This is a genomic window from Phenylobacterium soli, assembly GCF_003254475.1.
Lineage (GTDB): Bacteria > Pseudomonadota > Alphaproteobacteria > Caulobacterales > Caulobacteraceae > Phenylobacterium > Phenylobacterium soli.
In genome coordinates this window covers 3,254,006-3,270,439 of sequence record NZ_QFYQ01000001.1, presented here as the reverse complement: position 1 = coordinate 3,270,439, position 16,434 = coordinate 3,254,006, and the positions used below count along the sequence as shown (strand labels likewise).

Genomic DNA, 16,434 nt, shown 5'->3' with positions numbered 1-16,434 from the left:
CCGGCCCGTTGGAGCTGGGTCTCGACCTGGCCTCGGTGCGGCGCGTTACGGCGCCTTCACCTGGTTGCCGACGGCGCTGAAGGCGCCCGAGAGGTTGGTCCCGACCGTCGCGACGACGCCGATGATGGCGAGCACGATGAGAGCGGCCAGCATGCCGTACTCGATGGCGGTGACGCCCTTCTCGTTCTTCGCGTTGAGGAAGGCGGCGGTCTTCACCAGAGCGGTGGTGGCGATCTTGCGCATTATTTTGGCTTTTCTCTCGATGATTTAGGCCGCCGCGCGTCGTGCCCGGCCAAGATCTGGCGGCGCGACGCGCGGAGCTTGAGCGCCCGGCTTAGCCGTGGACGTTCGTGGCCACCTTGTTGAACACGCCGCTCAGGTTGCCGCCCAGCGTGGCGATCACGCCGATGATGGCCAGCACGATGAGGGCCGCGAGCATGCCGTACTCGATGGCGGTGACGCCCTTCTCGTTCTTGGCGTGCAGGAAGTTGCCGGCCTTGATCAGGGCGGTGTTGACGATCTTGTTCATAAGGAGGGTCTCTGTGTTGAGTTGAACCGACGATCTTTTGATTACCGGCCGCAAAGCTTGACCACTTTGACCCACGTCAACGAGCAACGGTTTTTATTGGAGGAGAAGGATGACACGCGCTGCGTGCGCGACACCTTATGAATCCCAAGCACTCGGGGTGCTGATGCTAGAGTTGCATGCAACTGGAACGCGCGACGCCAGACGACGCCTGCGCTTGAAGAACGCCGGCTTGGCCATCTCCGTCGGCCTCGCGGGCGCCATCGCCGGCCTCGCCGTCCCGGCTCAGGCCGCGCCGAAGGCCGAGCAGGCCGCTCCCGACGGCGCGGCGGCCCTGCGCATTGCGCGCAGCTTCCGCGCCGCTGGCGACGCCCGCTCCGCCGTGCCGGTCTACCGCACCCTCCTGGCGCGACGCCCGAACGACGCGGCGGTTCAGGTCGAGCTGGCGGATGCTCTGCTCGACACGGACATGATCGATGACGCGATCGGCCTCTACACGGCTGTCGACCCGGCCTCGCCGAGCGGCGGCGACGCCGAGCTCGGACTGGCCCGCGCCCAGCTCAAGCTGAACCGCGCCGACCGCGCGCTGGCCCACATGGATCGCGCCGTCCAGCTCGCTCCGACCAATGTCCGGGTCCTCGTCGGTCGCGGCGTGGTGCTCGACCGACTCGGCCGCCATGCCGACGCCCAGGCCAGTTATCGCAAGGCCCTGTCGCGCGAGCCGCGCAGCGTCGCCGCGCGCACCGACCTGGCGCTCTCCCTGGCGCTCAGCGGTCAGTATGACCAGGCCCTCGAGATCCTCGAGCCCATCGCCCGCTCGGCCGGCGCCAGCGCCCAGGACCGTCAGAACCTCGCCTTCGTCTATGGGCTGAAGGGCGACAAGGCCGACGCCCTGGCCATGAGCCGGGTCGACCTCGACGAATCCCAGGCCCAGGCCAACGCGAAGTTCTTCGACTACGCCCGCGCCCAGCCGCGCTGAGGGTTCCCCGTCGCGAGACCACGGAAAGGGCGGCGCAGCCTCTGCGCCGCCCTTCTTCTTTGGCCAGGACTGCAGGGCGCGTGTCGCTCAAACCACAACGGGCGGAGGGCCGCCCGCTGACGATCCGCCACTGCCGCGAGGACTAGGGGATGACGGGGTAGCAGGCGCTGGCGGACAGGCTGATGTCCGGAGAGATCAGGGGCGCGGAGAACTTGTAGGGCAGGGTCACGCTCACCTGCCTGCCGCAGGTCGGGCTGGTGAGGGCGAAGGCCGCGCCGGTGAACGGCAGGCCGTAGTTGGTCGTCGTCGCGAAGGTCTCGATCTGGGCTGACGAGCCGCAGGTCCCCGGCGTCACCACAGCGCAGCGCGCCGCCTGCTGGACGAAGCGGTCGAGCGACACCTGGGTCCAGAGCAGCCGGCCCATGTCCATGGCGCCCAGCACGAACAGCAGGAAGACCGGCAGCAGGATGGCGTATTCCACGGCCACCGCGCCGCGCTGTCCGAGCCGCCGGGTCAGGCGGGCGTGCAGCCGCGGGCGCCGGTCGCGCCGGGCGGAGGGAAGGGCGGTCACGGGAGCCTCACGACGGAGCTGGCGGTGGCGTTGGCGGGCAGGTCGAAGGACGAGCCCAGGATCGAGGTGCGCGGCGCCGCGGCGCTGACCGTCACATAGTGGCGCGCGGCCTTGCCGTCGCCGCACAGCGAGCCCGCCGCGACGGCGGTGATGGCGGTGGTGCTGGGGCAGCCCCACCAATCGGCGGGCGCCGGGGTCGCCGAGATGGCGGCTTCGCTGCTGGCCGAGGTCACCGCGTTGGCGATCGCCGTGGCGTTGAAGCTGTGCTGGCTGGCGTAGAGCGCGCCGGCGGAGGCGGCCTCTTCGGCGAGGATCTTGGCGCGCATCATGAAACCGAGCTCGACGGTCGCCACCAAGAGGAGGACGAGCAGGGGTGCGAGGACCGCGAACTCGATGGCTGCGGTCCCGCGGCGGTCGCGCCGCAGGCGCGCGAGCAAGGTGAGGCGGGGGAGGGGACGCATCTCGCCTACTCCGCCAGCTTCGCGCCGTACGGGCCGATCGGACGGATGCCGGTGCCCGTGCAGTTGTAGTTGAAGGTCACGTTGTTATCGAACTCCAGGTACCGGCCGACCACCTGGGTGCAGCGGCTGGCGCTGGTGTCGACGTTGTTGGAGAAGAGCACCTTCTGGCTCGGCATGTAGATCGCGCCCACGATGTTGATGGTCGCGTTGTTCCAGAAGATCTGGGTGTTGAGCGTGTTGCTCGCCCAGCTCATCAGGGCGATGCCCGAGAAGGCGCCGCTGGTCGGCGCGGTGATGTTCAGCTTGGCCTTGCTGCCGATCTGGATCTGGTAGTTGTTGTCCATCACGATCGTCACGCCGCCGGTGGCGTTGAGGACCGAGTTGTTCCCGAAGCTCAGGGTGTTGCGGATGTAGTAGGTCCCGGGCGACAGGGTGCGGGTGTCGCCGTTGTTCAGCGTCAGGCCGTTGTAGCAGCCGGGGGTCAGCGATCCGCTGCCGGTCACCGCGGCCTGGCAGCTCGGCGCGGCCGGGAAGCTGACGCTCGCGTAGGGGTCGATCATCGTCGCGCCATAGGTGGTCTTGTCGGTGCTGGAGGCGGTCGCGCCGTTCTCCAGGACCAGGCCGCCGTGGCTCCAGATCGGGCCGCTGACGCTTGAGTTGTTGTAGAGGTGGATGGCGCTGGCGCTGCCGGAGTTCGAGGCGAGGCCGCAGTCCGGGTTGGCCAGGATCACGTTCTGCTTGATGTAGATGGAGTCCCCGGCCGTGGGATCGAGCGCCAGGAGGCAGTAGGCGCCGTTCTGCCCGGGGTTGCGGACCGCCACCGCGCGACCGCCGACGTCGTAGTCGCCGGGCCGCAGCAGCTTGGCGAGCGTGACCTCCTGCGGCTGGCTGATGATCACCTCGACGTAGTTGCCGTTGCCGACGTTGGGCCCTTTCGAGGGCGGGTTGTTGACCGTCACGACCGTGCCGTTCTGGCCATTTATGTAACCGTGGGCGGCCGCGACGGCGCGGGCCTCGGTATCGGCGCTGGCGTTCATGTTGAGGGCCGCGACGCCCGCCATGGCGGCGGCGTCGGCGGTCTGCTGGATCTGGCGGTGCTTGACCAACACGAGGGTGATCTCGACCCCCAGCGACACCAGCGCCAGCAGCACCACGAGGATCACTGCAGCCTGCACGGCGATCGCGCCGCGCTGGTTCTGCAGCACGCCGCGGTTGTGCATTTGCGCATTCAATTTATTGGGGTTTTCGCGCGTCATGGCCGGTGCGGAGAGAGTTGGGGGACATGGCTTGGGCTTAGCCGCGGTATCGCTGTTCGGCGTTGATGTGGGTCAATGGCTCAGCTGCCCTCTCCCCAGGCCTTCGCCCGCCGCGAGGTGCTCGCGCTCGGAGCTGGCGAGCTCGGGACGACACTGGTCGGGGGCCGCGTACTCGAGCCCGTCGAACATCCATTCCCTGAGCAGGGCGTAGCGGTTCGGGGCCCGCATACCGAGCAGGTGCGGCATGTAGCGGTACGCCGTGGCGCTCTCGGCGAAGTCCTCGTCCTGGCTGCGCTGGGCGTAGAGCGAGACGACGCTCGTGGACTGCCCCGTCGCGAATGCGAAGCGGGCGTCGGCGTCCATGGCGCGCCGCCAGGCGTCCGGCCAGCCGAAGGACGCCCCCTGGCTTTCGATGAACTGGTGGGCGAGCTCGTGAAGGATCGAGGCGCGGCGCTCCGCCGGCGTCGCCGCGTGCCAGGCGTGGCCGATGAGGATGCCGTCGATCTGGCCGCCGCTGGCCGCCATCGGCTGGTCGTCCATCGGATCGCGGTCGCTGCGCTCCATCAGCGCCGCGTCGTGGTCGTGCGCCAGGGTCCGAACCCTGTCATCGAAGGGCGCCAGATTGGGCGGCAGGTCGCCGAACGCGGCCAGGGCTTCGTCCAGTTCGCTGGGCTCCCAGGCCTTGCCGCCGGTGACGAGCGGCGAGCCGTTGTAGCCGTAGCGCGCCAGCAGGTAGAGCAGCTTCGGGCCGATGTCGGCGCCGAACACCGCCGCGGCGGCGCAGGCGGCCGTGTGGCAGGCGGGGTCGGGCGACGCGCCGGCGTCCGTCGGAACGAGCCGGCTGAGGGCCTCGGCCAAAGGCCGGGTTTCGTCCTTGAGTTCAAAGCCGGCCACGGTCCGGTCGACCCTGGGCTCGCCGGCGCCGAGCCGCGCCAGCCGGGCCTCCACCGAGCGGGCGTTCAGCCGGTCCGGGGCCAGGCACGCGGCCTCGCCGGTCCAGGCGCTGGCGACGGTGGCCCGCGGGGCGGCGTCGGCCGCTCCGGTGAGGGCGATCGGCTCAGGCTCCAGCGGCAGGGTCGCGACGAGGGCGAGGACGCCCGCCGTCATCCAGGTTCGAAGCATTGGTACGCTCAGACCGGGTGTGGAAGCTGAATTTCAACCTATTGGCTTGCCCTTCCTGCGCCCTTGATCCGGATCAACGGACTGATCTGAAAAGAAAAAGGGCCCGGGCGGCTGGCCCGGGCCCTTCGTAAAGAGGTGCTGGCGCGATCAGCGGGCGGTGTAGCCTCCGTCGATGACCAGCTCGGAGCCGGTGACGAATTTGGCCTCGTCCGACGCCAGGTAGACGCAGCCCCAGGCGATGTCGTCGGGCTCGCCCATGTGCCCGAGGGGGTGCAAGGCGCCGGTGGCCTTCTTGCCTTCCTCGAGGTCCCCGAGGCCCTCCAGGTGGTGCTCCACCATCGGCGTCCAGATGAAGCCCGGGTGGACCGAGTTCACGCGGATCTTGTCGTGCGCATAGATCAGGGCGTCGTTCTTGCTCATCAGCCGCACCGCGCCTTTCGAGGCGTGGTAGGGCGGCACGTCGCCGGCGCCGATGAGGCCGTAGATCGAACTCAGGTTGATGATCGACCCGCCGCCGGCGCGCTTCAGGTGCGGGATGGCGTGCTTGGTGCAGAAGAACACGCCCTTGACGTTGATCGCCTGCACGAAGTCCCACTCGGCCTCGGTGAGCTCGTGGGTGGGCTTGTTGATGCCGGCGACGCCGGCGTTGTTGACCAGGATGTCCAGCCGGCCGAAGTGGGCCGCCGCCTCGCTGATGCAGCGGGCGACCTCCTTCTCGTGGCTCACTTCGCAGCGCCAGTAATGGGCGCTGAAGCCGCGGTCGTGCAGCTCGCGGGCGAGCGCGCCGCCCGGCGCGTCCTGGACGTCGAACAGGGCGACGGCCGCGCCCTGCTCGGCCATGCGGATGGCCGTGGCGCGGCCGAGGCCGAGCGCGGCCCCGGTGATGATGGCGACCTTGCCCTTCAGACGGTCCATGAAGCTTCCCTGATGCTCGCGCTGATGCCTGGTTGGACGGCGAACCTAGGTCCGGGCGCGGCGCCGGCCTTGCGCTCCGTCAAATTCCCCAAACCGGGGATCGCGCTGCGGTTGACCGGAATCAAGGATTGTCGCCGGCCCGCGCGGCATCTTCCGCCACGACGCGCCGAAGAGGAGCTCCGGGCTTCCGGTCCATGCCCGCTCATCTCTCATCCGCGGAGGCGGCTCCCGCCTTCGACATCCATGGCTTGGCCAAGGTCTATCGGACCGAGGCGGGGGAGGTGCACGCCCTGCGCGGCGTCGATTTCCACATCGCTCAGGGCGAGACACTGGTGCTGATCGGGCCCTCGGGCTCGGGCAAGTCCACCTTGCTCAACATCCTCGGCGGCCTCGACCGCGCGACCTCCGGCTCGGCCCGCTTCCACGGCTTCGAGTTGACCGCCGCCACCGACGTCGAGCTCACCCGCTACCGCCGCGCCTCGGTCGGCTTCATCTTCCAGTTCTTCAACCTCGTGCCCAGCCTCACCGCGCGCGAGAACGTCGCCCTGATCACCGAGATCGCCGCCGACCCCATGTCGCCGGAAGAGGCCCTGGCGCGCGTCGGCCTGGACGATCGGATGGACCATTTCCCGGCCCAGCTTTCCGGCGGCCAGCAGCAGCGGGTGGCGGTTGCGCGGGCGATCGCGAAGCGGCCGCAGCTGCTGTTCTGCGACGAGCCCACCGGCTCCCTCGACAGCGAGAGCGGCGTGCAGGTGCTGGAGGCGATCGCCGAGGTCACCGCCGCGGTCGGGGCGACGACGATGATCGTCTCCCACAACACCTCGATCGCGGCCATGGCCGACCGCGTGGTGAAGTTCCGCGACGGCCAGATCGCCGAGACCGTGGTCAACGCGCGCAAGGTCGCGCCGCGGGAGATGAGCTGGTGAGGCCCTCGCCCCTGGACCGCAAGGTGCTGCGCGACCTTTGGCGGATGAAGCTGCAGGCCCTGGCGATCGCCCTGCTGATCGCCTGCGGCGTCTCGGTGGCGGTGATGAGCTTCTCGGCCCAGCGGGCCCTCGCCCAGGCGCAGGCCCGCTACTACGCGGAGACCCGCTTCGCCGATGTCTTCGCCCAGGCCAAGCGCGCGCCGCTCTCGCTGGCCCGCGAGCTGGCGCAGATCGACGGCGTCACGGCCGTGGACGTGCGGATCTCGGCGGCCGGCCTGATGCATGTGCCGGGACTGACCCGTCCGGCCACCGCCCGGCTGATTTCCCTGCCGACGGCCGAGGAACACGCGCTCAACCGGCTCCGGCTGACCGAGGGGCGCTTGCCCGATCCCGGCCGCACCGACGAGGTGGTGGCGCTGAAGACCTTCCTCGAGGCGGCGCACCTTAAGCTCGGCGACCGGCTGAACGCGGTGATCGGCGGGCGCGCCTACGCCTTCACCGTCGTCGGGGCCGCCCTGTCGCCGGAGTACGTCTACGTCCCGGCGCCGGAGTCCTTCATGCCCGACGACGCCCACCAGGGGGTCTTCTGGGCGCCCCGGGCGGCGGTCGAGCGGGCCGGCGGTATGACGGGCGCGTTCAACACCGTGGCCGCGACGGTCGCGCCGGGCGCCTCCACCGGCGCGGTCCTGCGCGATCTGGACCGCATCCTGGCGCCCTACGGCGGCCGCGCCGCCTACGCCCGCGCCGACCAGCCCTCCAACAATTTCCTCGAGGCGGAGCTGAAGGAGCTGTCGACCTCGGCGTCGGTTCTGCCGCCCATCTTCCTGATCATCGCCGCCAGCCTGGTGCATCTGGTCGTGACGCGCCTCGTCGAAGCGGAGCGCGAGCAGATTGGATTGCTGAAGGCCTTCGGCTACGGCGACGCGGAGGCCGCTGCGCCCTACGTCAAGCTGGCCATGGCGATCGGGCTCGTCGGCGCCCTCGCCGGCGGCCTCGCCGGCGCGGCCCTGGGCGCCTCGATCGTCGAGCAGTACCGGCGCTACTTCCGGTTTCCCGTGCTCAACGTGACCTTCCATTGGGAGGCGTTCGCCGGCGCCGCGGCGGTCGCCATCGCGGCCGCGCTGATCGGCTCCCTGCTGGCGGTCCGCAGGGCGGCGGGGCTCTCCCCTGCCGTCGCCATGCAGCCGCCGCGGCCGGCGGTCTATCGCGAGGGCCTGCTCGACCGCCTCACCAAGGGCGGCCACGTCGACCAGGCGACCCGGATGATCGTCCGCCACCTGGAGCGCTTTCCCGGCCGGGCGGCGCTCTCGACCGTGGGGCTGGCCGCCAGCCTCAGCCTGCTGGTCGGCACGCAGTTCATGTTCGACAGCCTCGATAAGGTGGTCGAGCAGGCCTACTACCGCACCCAGAGCTGGAGCGAGCAGGTGGGCTTCGAGGAGGCTAAGGCCATCGCCGGCGTCGCCGAGGTGGCGCGCCTGCCCGGCGTCCTCGCCGCCGATCCCACCCGCGTCGTCGCCGCGCGCCTGAAGGGCGGCGGGCGCGAAGAGCTCACGCGGATCATCGGGCTGCCAGCCGATCCGCGCTTCCAGCATCCGCTGGACGGGGCGGACCGGCCGGTCCCGTTCAAGGGCGACGGCATCATCCTCAGCGAAGCCCTGGCGAGCCGTCTCGGCGCCAGGCAGGGCGACAGGATCTGGGTCGAGGTGATCGACGGCCGCGGGCCCAAGAGCCTGGTCACCGTCACCGGCCTGACCCGCGACTATTCCGGCTTCGCCACCTACATGGAGCGCCGCGCCCTCAACCGTCTGATGGGCGAGGGAGACGTGGCCAACGGCGCCCAGCTGCTGGTGGCCGCCGACCAGCGGCCCGCCTTCTATCGCGCCATCGAGGCGATCCCGCAGATCGTCGGCGCCTCGTCGCGGGACGAGACGGTGGCGGCCTGGCGCCTGGCCATGGCCGAGGCGTTCCGGGTGACCATCTCCTTCTACGTGGGCTTCGCCGGGGCGATCGCGTTCGGGGTCGCCTACAACACCCTGCGCATCTCCTTCTCCGAGCGGGCGCGCGACCTCGCCACCCTGCACGTCCTTGGATTCGGGCACGGCGAGTGCGCCTACATCCTGGCGGGCGAGCTGGCGATCCTGGCGATCCTCGCCGCGCCGCTCGGCGTGCTCGGCGGCCAGGCGCTGGCGCACGGCCTCGGCGCGGCCTATTCGCGCGACGAGGTGCGGCTGCCGGCGGTGATCACCCTGCAGAGCTATGGTGTCGCCTTCTCGACCTATTTCGCCGCCGTCCTCCTCGGCGGCGTGCTGGTCACACGACGGATCTGGGGCCTCGATCTCGTGGCCGTTCTCAAGACGCGGGAGTAGGGCGTGGCCAAGACCAGATGGACGCGATGGGTGCTGGGCGGGGTCGTGGTCGCGATCGTCGCAAGCCTGCTCGGCCTCACCCTGGCGCCCCGGCCGGCCGAGGTCGTGGTGACCAAGGTCGCTCGCGGCCCGATCGCCGAGACCGTCGCCGACCAGGGCTATGCCCGGGTGCGCGAGGCCTATGTGGTCTCCGCGCCGGTGTCCGGCCGCCTCGAGCGCGTGCCCCTGAAGGTCGGGGACCGCGTGGAGGCCGGCGCGACGGCGGTCGCCCGCATCCGGCCCGCGTCCCCCGACCTCCTCGACCCGCGGGCGCGGGCGCAGGCCCAGGCGGGCGTCGCCGCCGCGCGCGCGGCCGTCGGCGCGGCCCAGGCCCAGCACGACCAGCTCGCCGCCCAGGCGCGCAAGACCGAAAACGACCTCGTCCGCGTGCGCATCCTGGCGGATAAGGGCTTCGCCTCCCGCCAGGCGCTGGACGTGGCCGAATCCACGGCGCGCGCCGACCGGGCCGCCGTGCGCGCGGCCACCGCCACCCTCAACGTGCGGCGCTCGGAACTCGCCGTCGCCCAGGCCGCCCTGCTGGGCCCGGAAGCCGCCGGCGCCCAGGTGGTGACGGTCACCTCACCGGCCTCCGGCTACGTCACCCGGGTGCTGCAGGAGAGCGAGCGGACGGTGCAGATGGGCGCGCCCCTCGTGGAGGTCAGCGACCAGCGCGGCCTCGAGACGGCCATCGAATTCCTCAGCCAGGACGCCGTGCGGATCCGCGAGGGCATGCCGGCCGAGATCTACGACTGGGGCGGGCCGGGCGTGCTGCCGGCCCTCGTCCGGCGCGTCGAGCCGCAGGCGTTCACCAAGACCTCGGCCCTCGGGGTCGAGGAACAACGGGTGCTGGTGATGTTGCAGTTCACCGGCGATGCGAAGACCTGGCGCAAGCTGGGGCCGGGCTACCGCGTCTGGGGCCGGGTCATCCTGCGGCGCGAGGCCGACGCCCTGAAGGCGCCGCTCGGGGCCCTTGTCCGCCAGGACGGCGGCTGGGCGGTCTACCGGTTCGTCGACGGCCGGGCGCGGCTGACGCCGGTCGAGGTCGGCGCCCTGACCGACCGCGAGGCCGAGATCCGCAAGGGCCTCTCGCCCGGCCAGGCGGTCATCGTCTTCCCCTCCGACAAGGTCCGCGACGGCGGTCGGGTGCGCGAACGCGGGAATTGACGTCGCTCAAGGATCGCGCCGCCCAGCTTGCCTAGGCTCGGCCGGATTCCCACGGGCAGGCGGCGACATGGCTGACGACATCCGACCCTTCGAGACGCTGGGGCTGAGCGACGTACCGCTGGTGGGCGGCAAGACGGCCTCCCTGGGAGAGCTCTACCGGCTGCTCGAGGGCGCCGAGGTCGGGGTGCCGCGCGGATTTGCGATCACCGCCAACGCCTATCGCGAGGCGCTCACCCAGGCGAACGCCTGGGAGCCGCTGCACCGCCTCCTGGACGACCTCGACGTCGACGACGTGGAGGAGCTGTCCGTCCGGGCCGCCAAGGCGCGCGACATCGTCTACCGGGCCACGGGCGGCGAGGCGCTGCGCCGGGAGATCCTCGCGGCCTTCCACGAGCTGAAGCGGATCTGCGGCGGTGCGCTCAGCGTCGCCGTGCGCTCGTCGGCGACGGCGGAGGACCTGCCGACCGCCAGCTTCGCCGGCCAGCACGAGAGCTATCTGCACATCCGCGACGACGCGGGCCTGATCGAGGCCTGCCGGCGCTGCTTCGCCTCGATCTTCACCGACCGGGCGATCGTCTACCGGGCCAACAACGGCTTCGATCACTTCAAGGTCTACCTCTCCGTGGCCGTCATGCAGATGGTCCGCTCGGACGACGCGGCGAGCGGCGTCATCTTCACCCTCGACACCGAGAGCGGCTTCCGCGACGTGGTCTTCGTCACCGGCGCCTATGGCCTGGGCGAGAGCATCGTCCAGGGCAAGGTCGATCCGGACGAGTTCTACGTCCACAAACCGACCTTCCGGCAGGGCTATCGCAAGGTCCTCAAGCGCAGCCTCGGCTCTAAGGAGACCAAGCTCGCCTGGCGCGAGGAGCGCCGTGGCGCCGCCATCCAGACGGTGAAGATCGCCAAGGCCGAGCAGGCCGAGTTCTGCCTGGCCGACGAGGAGGTGCTCAAGCTCGCCGACGTCGCGATCCGGATCGAGGACCACTACTCCAAGCGCGGCGGCCACCCGATGCCGATGGACATCGAGTGGGCCAAGGACGACGTCAGCGGCCAGCTGTTCATCGTCCAGGCGCGGCCCGAGACCGTCGCCTCCCAGCGCGGGGCGGAGATCGAGACCTATCGTCTGACCGGCAAGGGCGAGGTGCTGGTCGCCGGCAAGGCGGTGGGCGAGAGGGTCGCGGCCGGCGCCGTGCGGGTCATCCGCAACGCCAGGGACCTCGAAGCCTTCCAGACCGGCGAGGTGCTGGTCGCCTCATCCACCAGCCCCGACTGGGAGCCGGTGATGAAGCGCGCCGCCGGCATCGTCACCGACCGCGGCGGGCGCACCTGCCACGCGGCCATCGTCGCGCGCGAACTCGGCGTTCCTGCGGTGGTAGGGACGGGGGACGCCACCGAGAAGCTGGCCCGCGGCGGCCGCGTCACCGTCTCCTGCGCCGAGGGCGATCAGGGCCATGTCTATCGCGGCGACGTGCCGTTCGAGGTCGAGCGGCTCTCGGCCAGGGACCTCGTCCAGCCGCAGACCCACGTGATGCTCAACCTCGCCCATCCGGACCTCGCCTTCCGCTCGGCCCTGCTGCCGAGCGCCGGGGTCGGTCTGGCGCGCCTCGAGTTCATCATCGGCGAGCAGATCGCCATGCACCCCATGGCCGCGGCCCATCCCGACCAGGTGATCTCGCCGCGCGACCGCACCACCATCGCCAAGCTCGCGGCGGGGTACGACACGCCGCGGGAATATTTCATCGACCAGCTGACCCAGGGCGCCGGGGTGATCGCCGCCGCCTTCTATCCGCGGCCGGTGATCGTGCGCCTGTCGGACTTCAAGACCAACGAGTACGCCCGCCTGCTCGGGGGCGCGGGCTTCGAGCCGCACGAGGAGAACCCCATGCTGGGCTTCCGCGGCGCGGCCCGCTACGCCCATCCGATGTACGCTGACGGCTTCGCGCTCGAGTGCGAGGCGCTGCGCCGGGTGCGCGCCGATCTCGGCCTCACCAACCTGAAGGTCATGGTGCCCTTCTGCCGCCGGGTGGACGAGGCGGAGCGGGTGCTCGCCGCCATGGCGGCGAACGGCCTGGTCCGCGGCGAGGCCGGGCTCGAGGTCTATGTGATGTGCGAGATCCCCAACAATGTCATCCAGATCGACGCCTTCGCCAAGCTGTTCGACGGCTTCTCCATCGGCTCCAACGACCTGACCCAGCTGACGCTCGGCGTCGATCGCGACTCCGAAGTCGTCGCCTTCGATTTCGACGAACGCGACCCCGGGGTGCTGGAGATGCTCCGCCTGGCGGTCGCCGGGGCCAAGCGCAACGGCCGCCACGTGGGCATCTGCGGCGAGGCGCCGGCCACCTATCCCGAGATCGCCGCCTTCCTCACCCAGATCGGCATCGAGTCGATGAGCGTGAACCCGCAGAGCCTGCCGAAGACCCTGGCGGTGGTGCGGGAGGCCGAGGCCAAGGCGCAGGCCGCCTAGGGAGCGGGGCTCACGCCGGGCCGTAGATCTCGCAGAGGGTGTCGATCATCCGCACCGCGGCGGGATCCTTCAGCGAATAGTAGATCGTCTGTCCCTCCCGGCGGACCTCGACGATGTGCTCGGCGCGCAGCTTGGCGAGGTGCTGAGAGGTCGCCGCCTGCGCCAGCCCCGCATAGTGCGCCAGCTCGTTGACCGAGGCCTCGCCCTCGCCGAGCCGGCAGAGGATCCGCAGACGCTGCTCGCTGGCCAGCAGCTTCAGCATCCGCGAAGCCTGGGCGGCGCGGTCGTTGAGCTGCTCGAGTTGCGCCGGATCGGGCAGGGTGGCGCCGGTGTCGGTCGGAAGGGTGGCCATGGGCGCAACATAGGCGCCTTGGCCCTCGCGGTCAGGTCCCGCCATCGTCAGGCCGCGTCCCGCAGCGCCGGGGCCTGGCCGCCGGCCGGCCGGCCGTCGTCGCGCAGGACCACATAGATCGCCGGGATCACCAGCACGGTCAGCAGGGTGGAGGAGGCGAGGCCGAACAGCAGGGAGATCGCCAGCCCCTGGAAGATCGGGTCGAACAGGATCACCGCCGCCCCGATCATCGCCGCCAGGGCGGTCAGCAGGATCGGCTTGAAGCGGATCGCCCCGGCCTCCAGCAGCACGTCGCGCAGGGCTTTGCCCTCGCCCTGGCTGTGGCGGATGAAGTCCACCAGCAGGATCGAGTTGCGCACGATGATCCCCGCCAGCGCGATGAAGCCGATCATCGAGGTCGCGGTGAACGGCGCGTGGAAGAGGATGTGGCCGAGGACGATGCCCACCAGCGTCAGCGGGATGGGGGTCAGGATGACCAGCGGCAGGCGGAAGCTTTTGAACTGCGCCACCACCAGCACATAGATCCCGAGGATCGCCACCCCGAAGGCCGCGCCCATGTCGCGGAAGGTCACCCAGGTGATCTCCCACTCGCCGTCCCACAGGACGGTGGGCTTGGCCTCATCGGCCGGCTGGCCGTGCAGGCGGATGTCGGGCTTGGGAGCCTCGACCCAGGTCTTGTCCTTGATCGCCTTGTCGACCGCCAGCATGCCGTAGATCGGCGCCTCGTACTGGCCGGCGAGTTCGCCGGTGACCATCTCGGCGTCGCGGCCGTCGCGGCGGTAGATCGGATAGGAGCCGGCCTCGCGGGTCGCGCTGACCACCTCGCCCAGCTCCACCAGCCGCTGGCTGCCGTCCTTGGCTGTCACAGCCACCGGGGTCGCGGCGAGCCGCTCGGTCCAGCTGCGGTCGGACTGCGGCAGGCGCACCGAGATCTCCAGCGGCGTGCGGCCGCCGCCACGCTGGGCGTAGCCGACGGTCTGGCCGCCCATCACCGCGCCGATCGAGTCGAACACGTCGCCTTCCTTCAGGCCGAAGTATTCCAGCCGGTCGCGGTCCGGGGTGAGCCGCAGCTTGGGCCGCGGCTGGCCGTAGCTGTCGTCCACGTCGACGATGTACGGCACCTTGTGGAACAGCTTTTCCACCTCGGCGGCCACGGTGCGGCGCACTTCCGGCGTCGGGCCGTAGACCTCGGCGATCATGGTCGCGAGCACCGGCGGTCCCGGCGGCGCCTCGACCACCTTCAGGGAGGCGCCGGGCGGCAGGGGCAGCTTGGCGAGGCGCTGGCGCAGGTCGAGGGCCACCGCATGGCTGGCGCGCTTGCGCTCGCCCTTAGGCTTCAGGCTCACCGCCAGGTCGCCCATCTCGGGCTTCGAGCGCAGGAAGTAGTGGCGCACCAGGCCGTTGAAGTTGAAGGGCGAGGCGGTGCCGGCATAGCTCTCCAGCGAGACCACCTCGGGCAGGGTCTTGGCGACCTCGGCCGCGGCCGCGAGGGTCCGCTGGGTGGTCTCCAGGCTCGTCCCTTCGGGCAGGTCGGCGACCACCTGCAGCTCCGACTTGTTGTCGAACGGCAGCAGCTTCACCGTCACCGTCTTGGTGGCGAACATGGCGCAGGCGATGAGGGTCGCCGCCCCGACGCTGAGCAGGAAGATCCAGGCCGAGCGGCGGGTGGCGATCACCCGGCCGGCGATGCGCCGGTAGAGGCGTCCCAGGGGACCCTCGCCATGTTCGTGGCCGCCCAGCGTCTGGCGGGCGAAGCGCACCATCAGCCAGGGCGCGATCACCACCGCCACGAAGAAGGAGAAGACCATCGCCGCCGAGGCGTTGACCGGGATCGGCGCCATGTAGGGGCCCATCAGGCCCGAGACGAACAGCATCGGCAGCAGGGCCGCGACCACGGTCAGGGTGGCTACGACGGTCGGGTTGCCCACCTCGGCCACGGCGTCGATCGCCGCCTCGCGCCGTGAGCGGCCGTCGGCCATGGCCCAGTGGCGCGAGATGTTCTCGATCATCACGATGGCGTCGTCCACGAGGATGCCGATCGAGAAGATCAGGGCGAACAGGCTGACGCGGTTGATCGTGTAGCCAAGCATCTTCGAGGCGAAGAGGGTCAGCAGGATGGTGGTCGGGATCACCACGGCCGTCACCGCCGCCTCGCGCCAGCCGATGGCGAAGCCGATCAGAATGACGATGGAGACCGTGGCGAGCCCCAGGTGCATCAGCAGCTCGTTGGCCTTCTCGTTGGCCGTCTCGCCGTAGTTGCGGGTGATGTTGACCTCCAGGCTGTCGGGGATCAGCGAGCCCTTCAGCTGCTCGACGCGCTGCAGGATCGACTTGGAGACCACCACGGCATTGGCCCCGGCGCGCTTGGCGATCGCCAGGCTGACGGCCGGCGTCTGGCTCCAGGCGGCGTTGGCGCCTTCGCCTTCGCGGGCGTAGCGCCAGACCTGCGCCTGGTCCTGGCGCGGCGCCTGGACGATGTTGGCGACGTCGCGCAGATAGACCGGCTCGCCGTTCACCGAGGTGACCGTGATCAGGCCCACATCGGCGGGCGAGGTCATGGAGCGCCCGGCGGCGACGTCGACCGCCTGGCCGGCGTCGCGCAGCGTGCCGGCGGGGAAGCTGCGGTCGGCCTGGCGTACGGCCTCGATCACCGCCGACAGCGGCACGCCGCGCAGCGACAGGCGGGCAGGATCGGGCTCGACGCGGATCTCGTCCGGACGGCCGCCGACGATGAAGGTCAGGCCCACCTCGTCGACCTTGGCCACTTCGGTGCGCAGCTTGCTGGCGATGTCATAGAGCGCCTGGTCGCTCCAGTGTCCGGCCGCGCCGGGCTTGGGCGAAAGGGTCAGGACGACCACCGGCACGTCGTTGATGCCGCGCACCACGACCTGGGCCGGTGGGATGCCAACAGGGATGCGGTCTATGTTGTTCTGGATCTTCTCGTTCACCCGGATCGCCGCGGAATCGGCGTCCTGGCCGACCTTGAAGCGGGCGGTGACCATCACCTGGTCGTCGCTCGCCTGGGTGTAGACGTGGTCGACCCCGTCGATGCTCTTGACGATGGTCTCCAGGGGCTTGGCCACCAGCTCGGCGCCGTCCTGGGCCTTCAGGCCCGGCGCGCTGACCATGATGTCGACCATGGGCACGCTGATCTGCGGCTCCTCCTCGCGCGCGATGGTCACCGTGGCCAGCAGGCCGACGAGGATCGCCGCCAGCAGGAACAGCGGCGTCAGGGGCGAGGCGATGGTCGCTTTGGCGAGCCGGCCTGAGAGACCCAGATTCATGGC

General features: G+C 70.5%; 14 protein-coding genes. 5 read left to right on the top strand and 9 right to left on the bottom strand.

What is annotated here, in order from left to right; translation table 11 throughout:
• Positions 1–45: 45 nt before the first annotated feature.
• Positions 46–243 carry a Flp family type IVb pilin gene (locus tag DJ017_RS16130; RefSeq protein ID WP_111529675.1) on the bottom strand — a complete coding sequence of 66 codons (198 nt, stop codon included), beginning with the start codon at positions 241–243 and terminating at the stop codon, positions 46–48.
• Between the two features lie 91 nt (positions 244–334).
• Positions 335–529 (bottom strand): Flp family type IVb pilin, encoded by a 195-nt coding sequence (locus DJ017_RS16125; protein WP_111529674.1) that lies wholly within the window; start codon positions 527–529, stop codon positions 335–337.
• A 229-nt stretch (positions 530–758) separates the two neighbouring features.
• Here DJ017_RS16125 and DJ017_RS16120 point away from each other — a divergent pair, with 229 nt between their 5' ends.
• Entirely contained in the window at positions 759–1,505 is a 747-nt protein-coding gene (locus DJ017_RS16120) for a tetratricopeptide repeat protein (RefSeq protein ID WP_165830655.1), read from the top strand.
• Between the two features lie 142 nt (positions 1,506–1,647).
• Here the strand turns inward: DJ017_RS16120 and DJ017_RS16115 are convergent, their stop codons facing one another.
• The 5 genes from DJ017_RS16115 to DJ017_RS16095 form a co-directional block, all read right to left on the bottom strand.
• Positions 1,648–2,076: a TadE/TadG family type IV pilus assembly protein gene (locus DJ017_RS16115; RefSeq protein WP_165830654.1), complete on the bottom strand. Its 429-nt coding sequence runs from the start codon at positions 2,074–2,076 to the stop codon at positions 1,648–1,650.
• Positions 2,073–2,537, bottom strand: coding sequence for a TadE/TadG family type IV pilus assembly protein (locus DJ017_RS16110; protein ID WP_111529671.1), 465 nt, complete (start codon positions 2,535–2,537; stop codon positions 2,073–2,075). The genes DJ017_RS16115 and DJ017_RS16110 overlap by 4 nt, the downstream gene beginning before the upstream one ends.
• A 5-nt stretch (positions 2,538–2,542) precedes the next feature.
• The gene (locus DJ017_RS16105; protein ID WP_111529670.1) at positions 2,543–3,757 is read right to left on the bottom strand and encodes a hypothetical protein; all 1,215 of its coding nucleotides are present in this window, start codon (positions 3,755–3,757) and stop codon (positions 2,543–2,545) included.
• Positions 3,758–3,865: 108 nt separating this feature from the next.
• On the bottom strand, positions 3,866–4,915 hold the full coding sequence (locus DJ017_RS16100) for a hypothetical protein (RefSeq protein ID WP_111529669.1): 1,050 nt from the start codon (positions 4,913–4,915) through the stop codon (positions 3,866–3,868).
• A gap of 147 nt (positions 4,916–5,062) precedes the next feature.
• Positions 5,063–5,830 (bottom strand): SDR family NAD(P)-dependent oxidoreductase, encoded by a 768-nt coding sequence (locus DJ017_RS16095; protein WP_111529668.1) that lies wholly within the window; start codon positions 5,828–5,830, stop codon positions 5,063–5,065.
• Positions 5,831–6,078: 248 nt separating this feature from the next.
• On the opposite strand from DJ017_RS16095, the gene DJ017_RS16090 reads away from it, so the two are divergent.
• The 4 genes from DJ017_RS16090 to ppsA all read left to right on the top strand — a co-directional run bounded on the left by DJ017_RS16090 (position 6,079) and on the right by ppsA (position 12,795).
• The gene (locus DJ017_RS16090; protein WP_227000172.1) at positions 6,079–6,756 is read left to right on the top strand and encodes an ABC transporter ATP-binding protein; all 678 of its coding nucleotides are present in this window, start codon (positions 6,079–6,081) and stop codon (positions 6,754–6,756) included.
• On the top strand, positions 6,753–9,122 hold the full coding sequence (locus DJ017_RS16085; protein WP_111529666.1) for an ABC transporter permease: 2,370 nt from the start codon (positions 6,753–6,755) through the stop codon (positions 9,120–9,122). The genes DJ017_RS16090 and DJ017_RS16085 overlap by 4 nt, the downstream gene beginning before the upstream one ends.
• A 3-nt stretch (positions 9,123–9,125) precedes the next feature.
• Positions 9,126–10,325, top strand: coding sequence for an efflux RND transporter periplasmic adaptor subunit (locus DJ017_RS16080; protein ID WP_111529665.1), 1,200 nt, complete (start codon positions 9,126–9,128; stop codon positions 10,323–10,325).
• Between the two features lie 67 nt (positions 10,326–10,392).
• Positions 10,393–12,795 carry a phosphoenolpyruvate synthase gene (gene ppsA, locus DJ017_RS16075; protein WP_111529664.1) on the top strand — a complete coding sequence of 801 codons (2,403 nt, stop codon included), beginning with the start codon at positions 10,393–10,395 and terminating at the stop codon, positions 12,793–12,795.
• A 10-nt stretch (positions 12,796–12,805) separates the two neighbouring features.
• Here ppsA and DJ017_RS16070 read toward each other — a convergent pair whose 3' ends face one another.
• Together DJ017_RS16070 and DJ017_RS16065 are read right to left on the bottom strand one after the other, a co-directional pair.
• Positions 12,806–13,147 carry an ArsR/SmtB family transcription factor gene (locus tag DJ017_RS16070; protein WP_111529663.1) on the bottom strand — a complete coding sequence of 114 codons (342 nt, stop codon included), beginning with the start codon at positions 13,145–13,147 and terminating at the stop codon, positions 12,806–12,808.
• A gap of 47 nt (positions 13,148–13,194) precedes the next feature.
• Positions 13,195–16,431 carry an efflux RND transporter permease subunit gene (locus DJ017_RS16065; protein ID WP_111529662.1) on the bottom strand — a complete coding sequence of 1,079 codons (3,237 nt, stop codon included), beginning with the start codon at positions 16,429–16,431 and terminating at the stop codon, positions 13,195–13,197.
• Positions 16,432–16,434 lie beyond the last annotated feature (3 nt).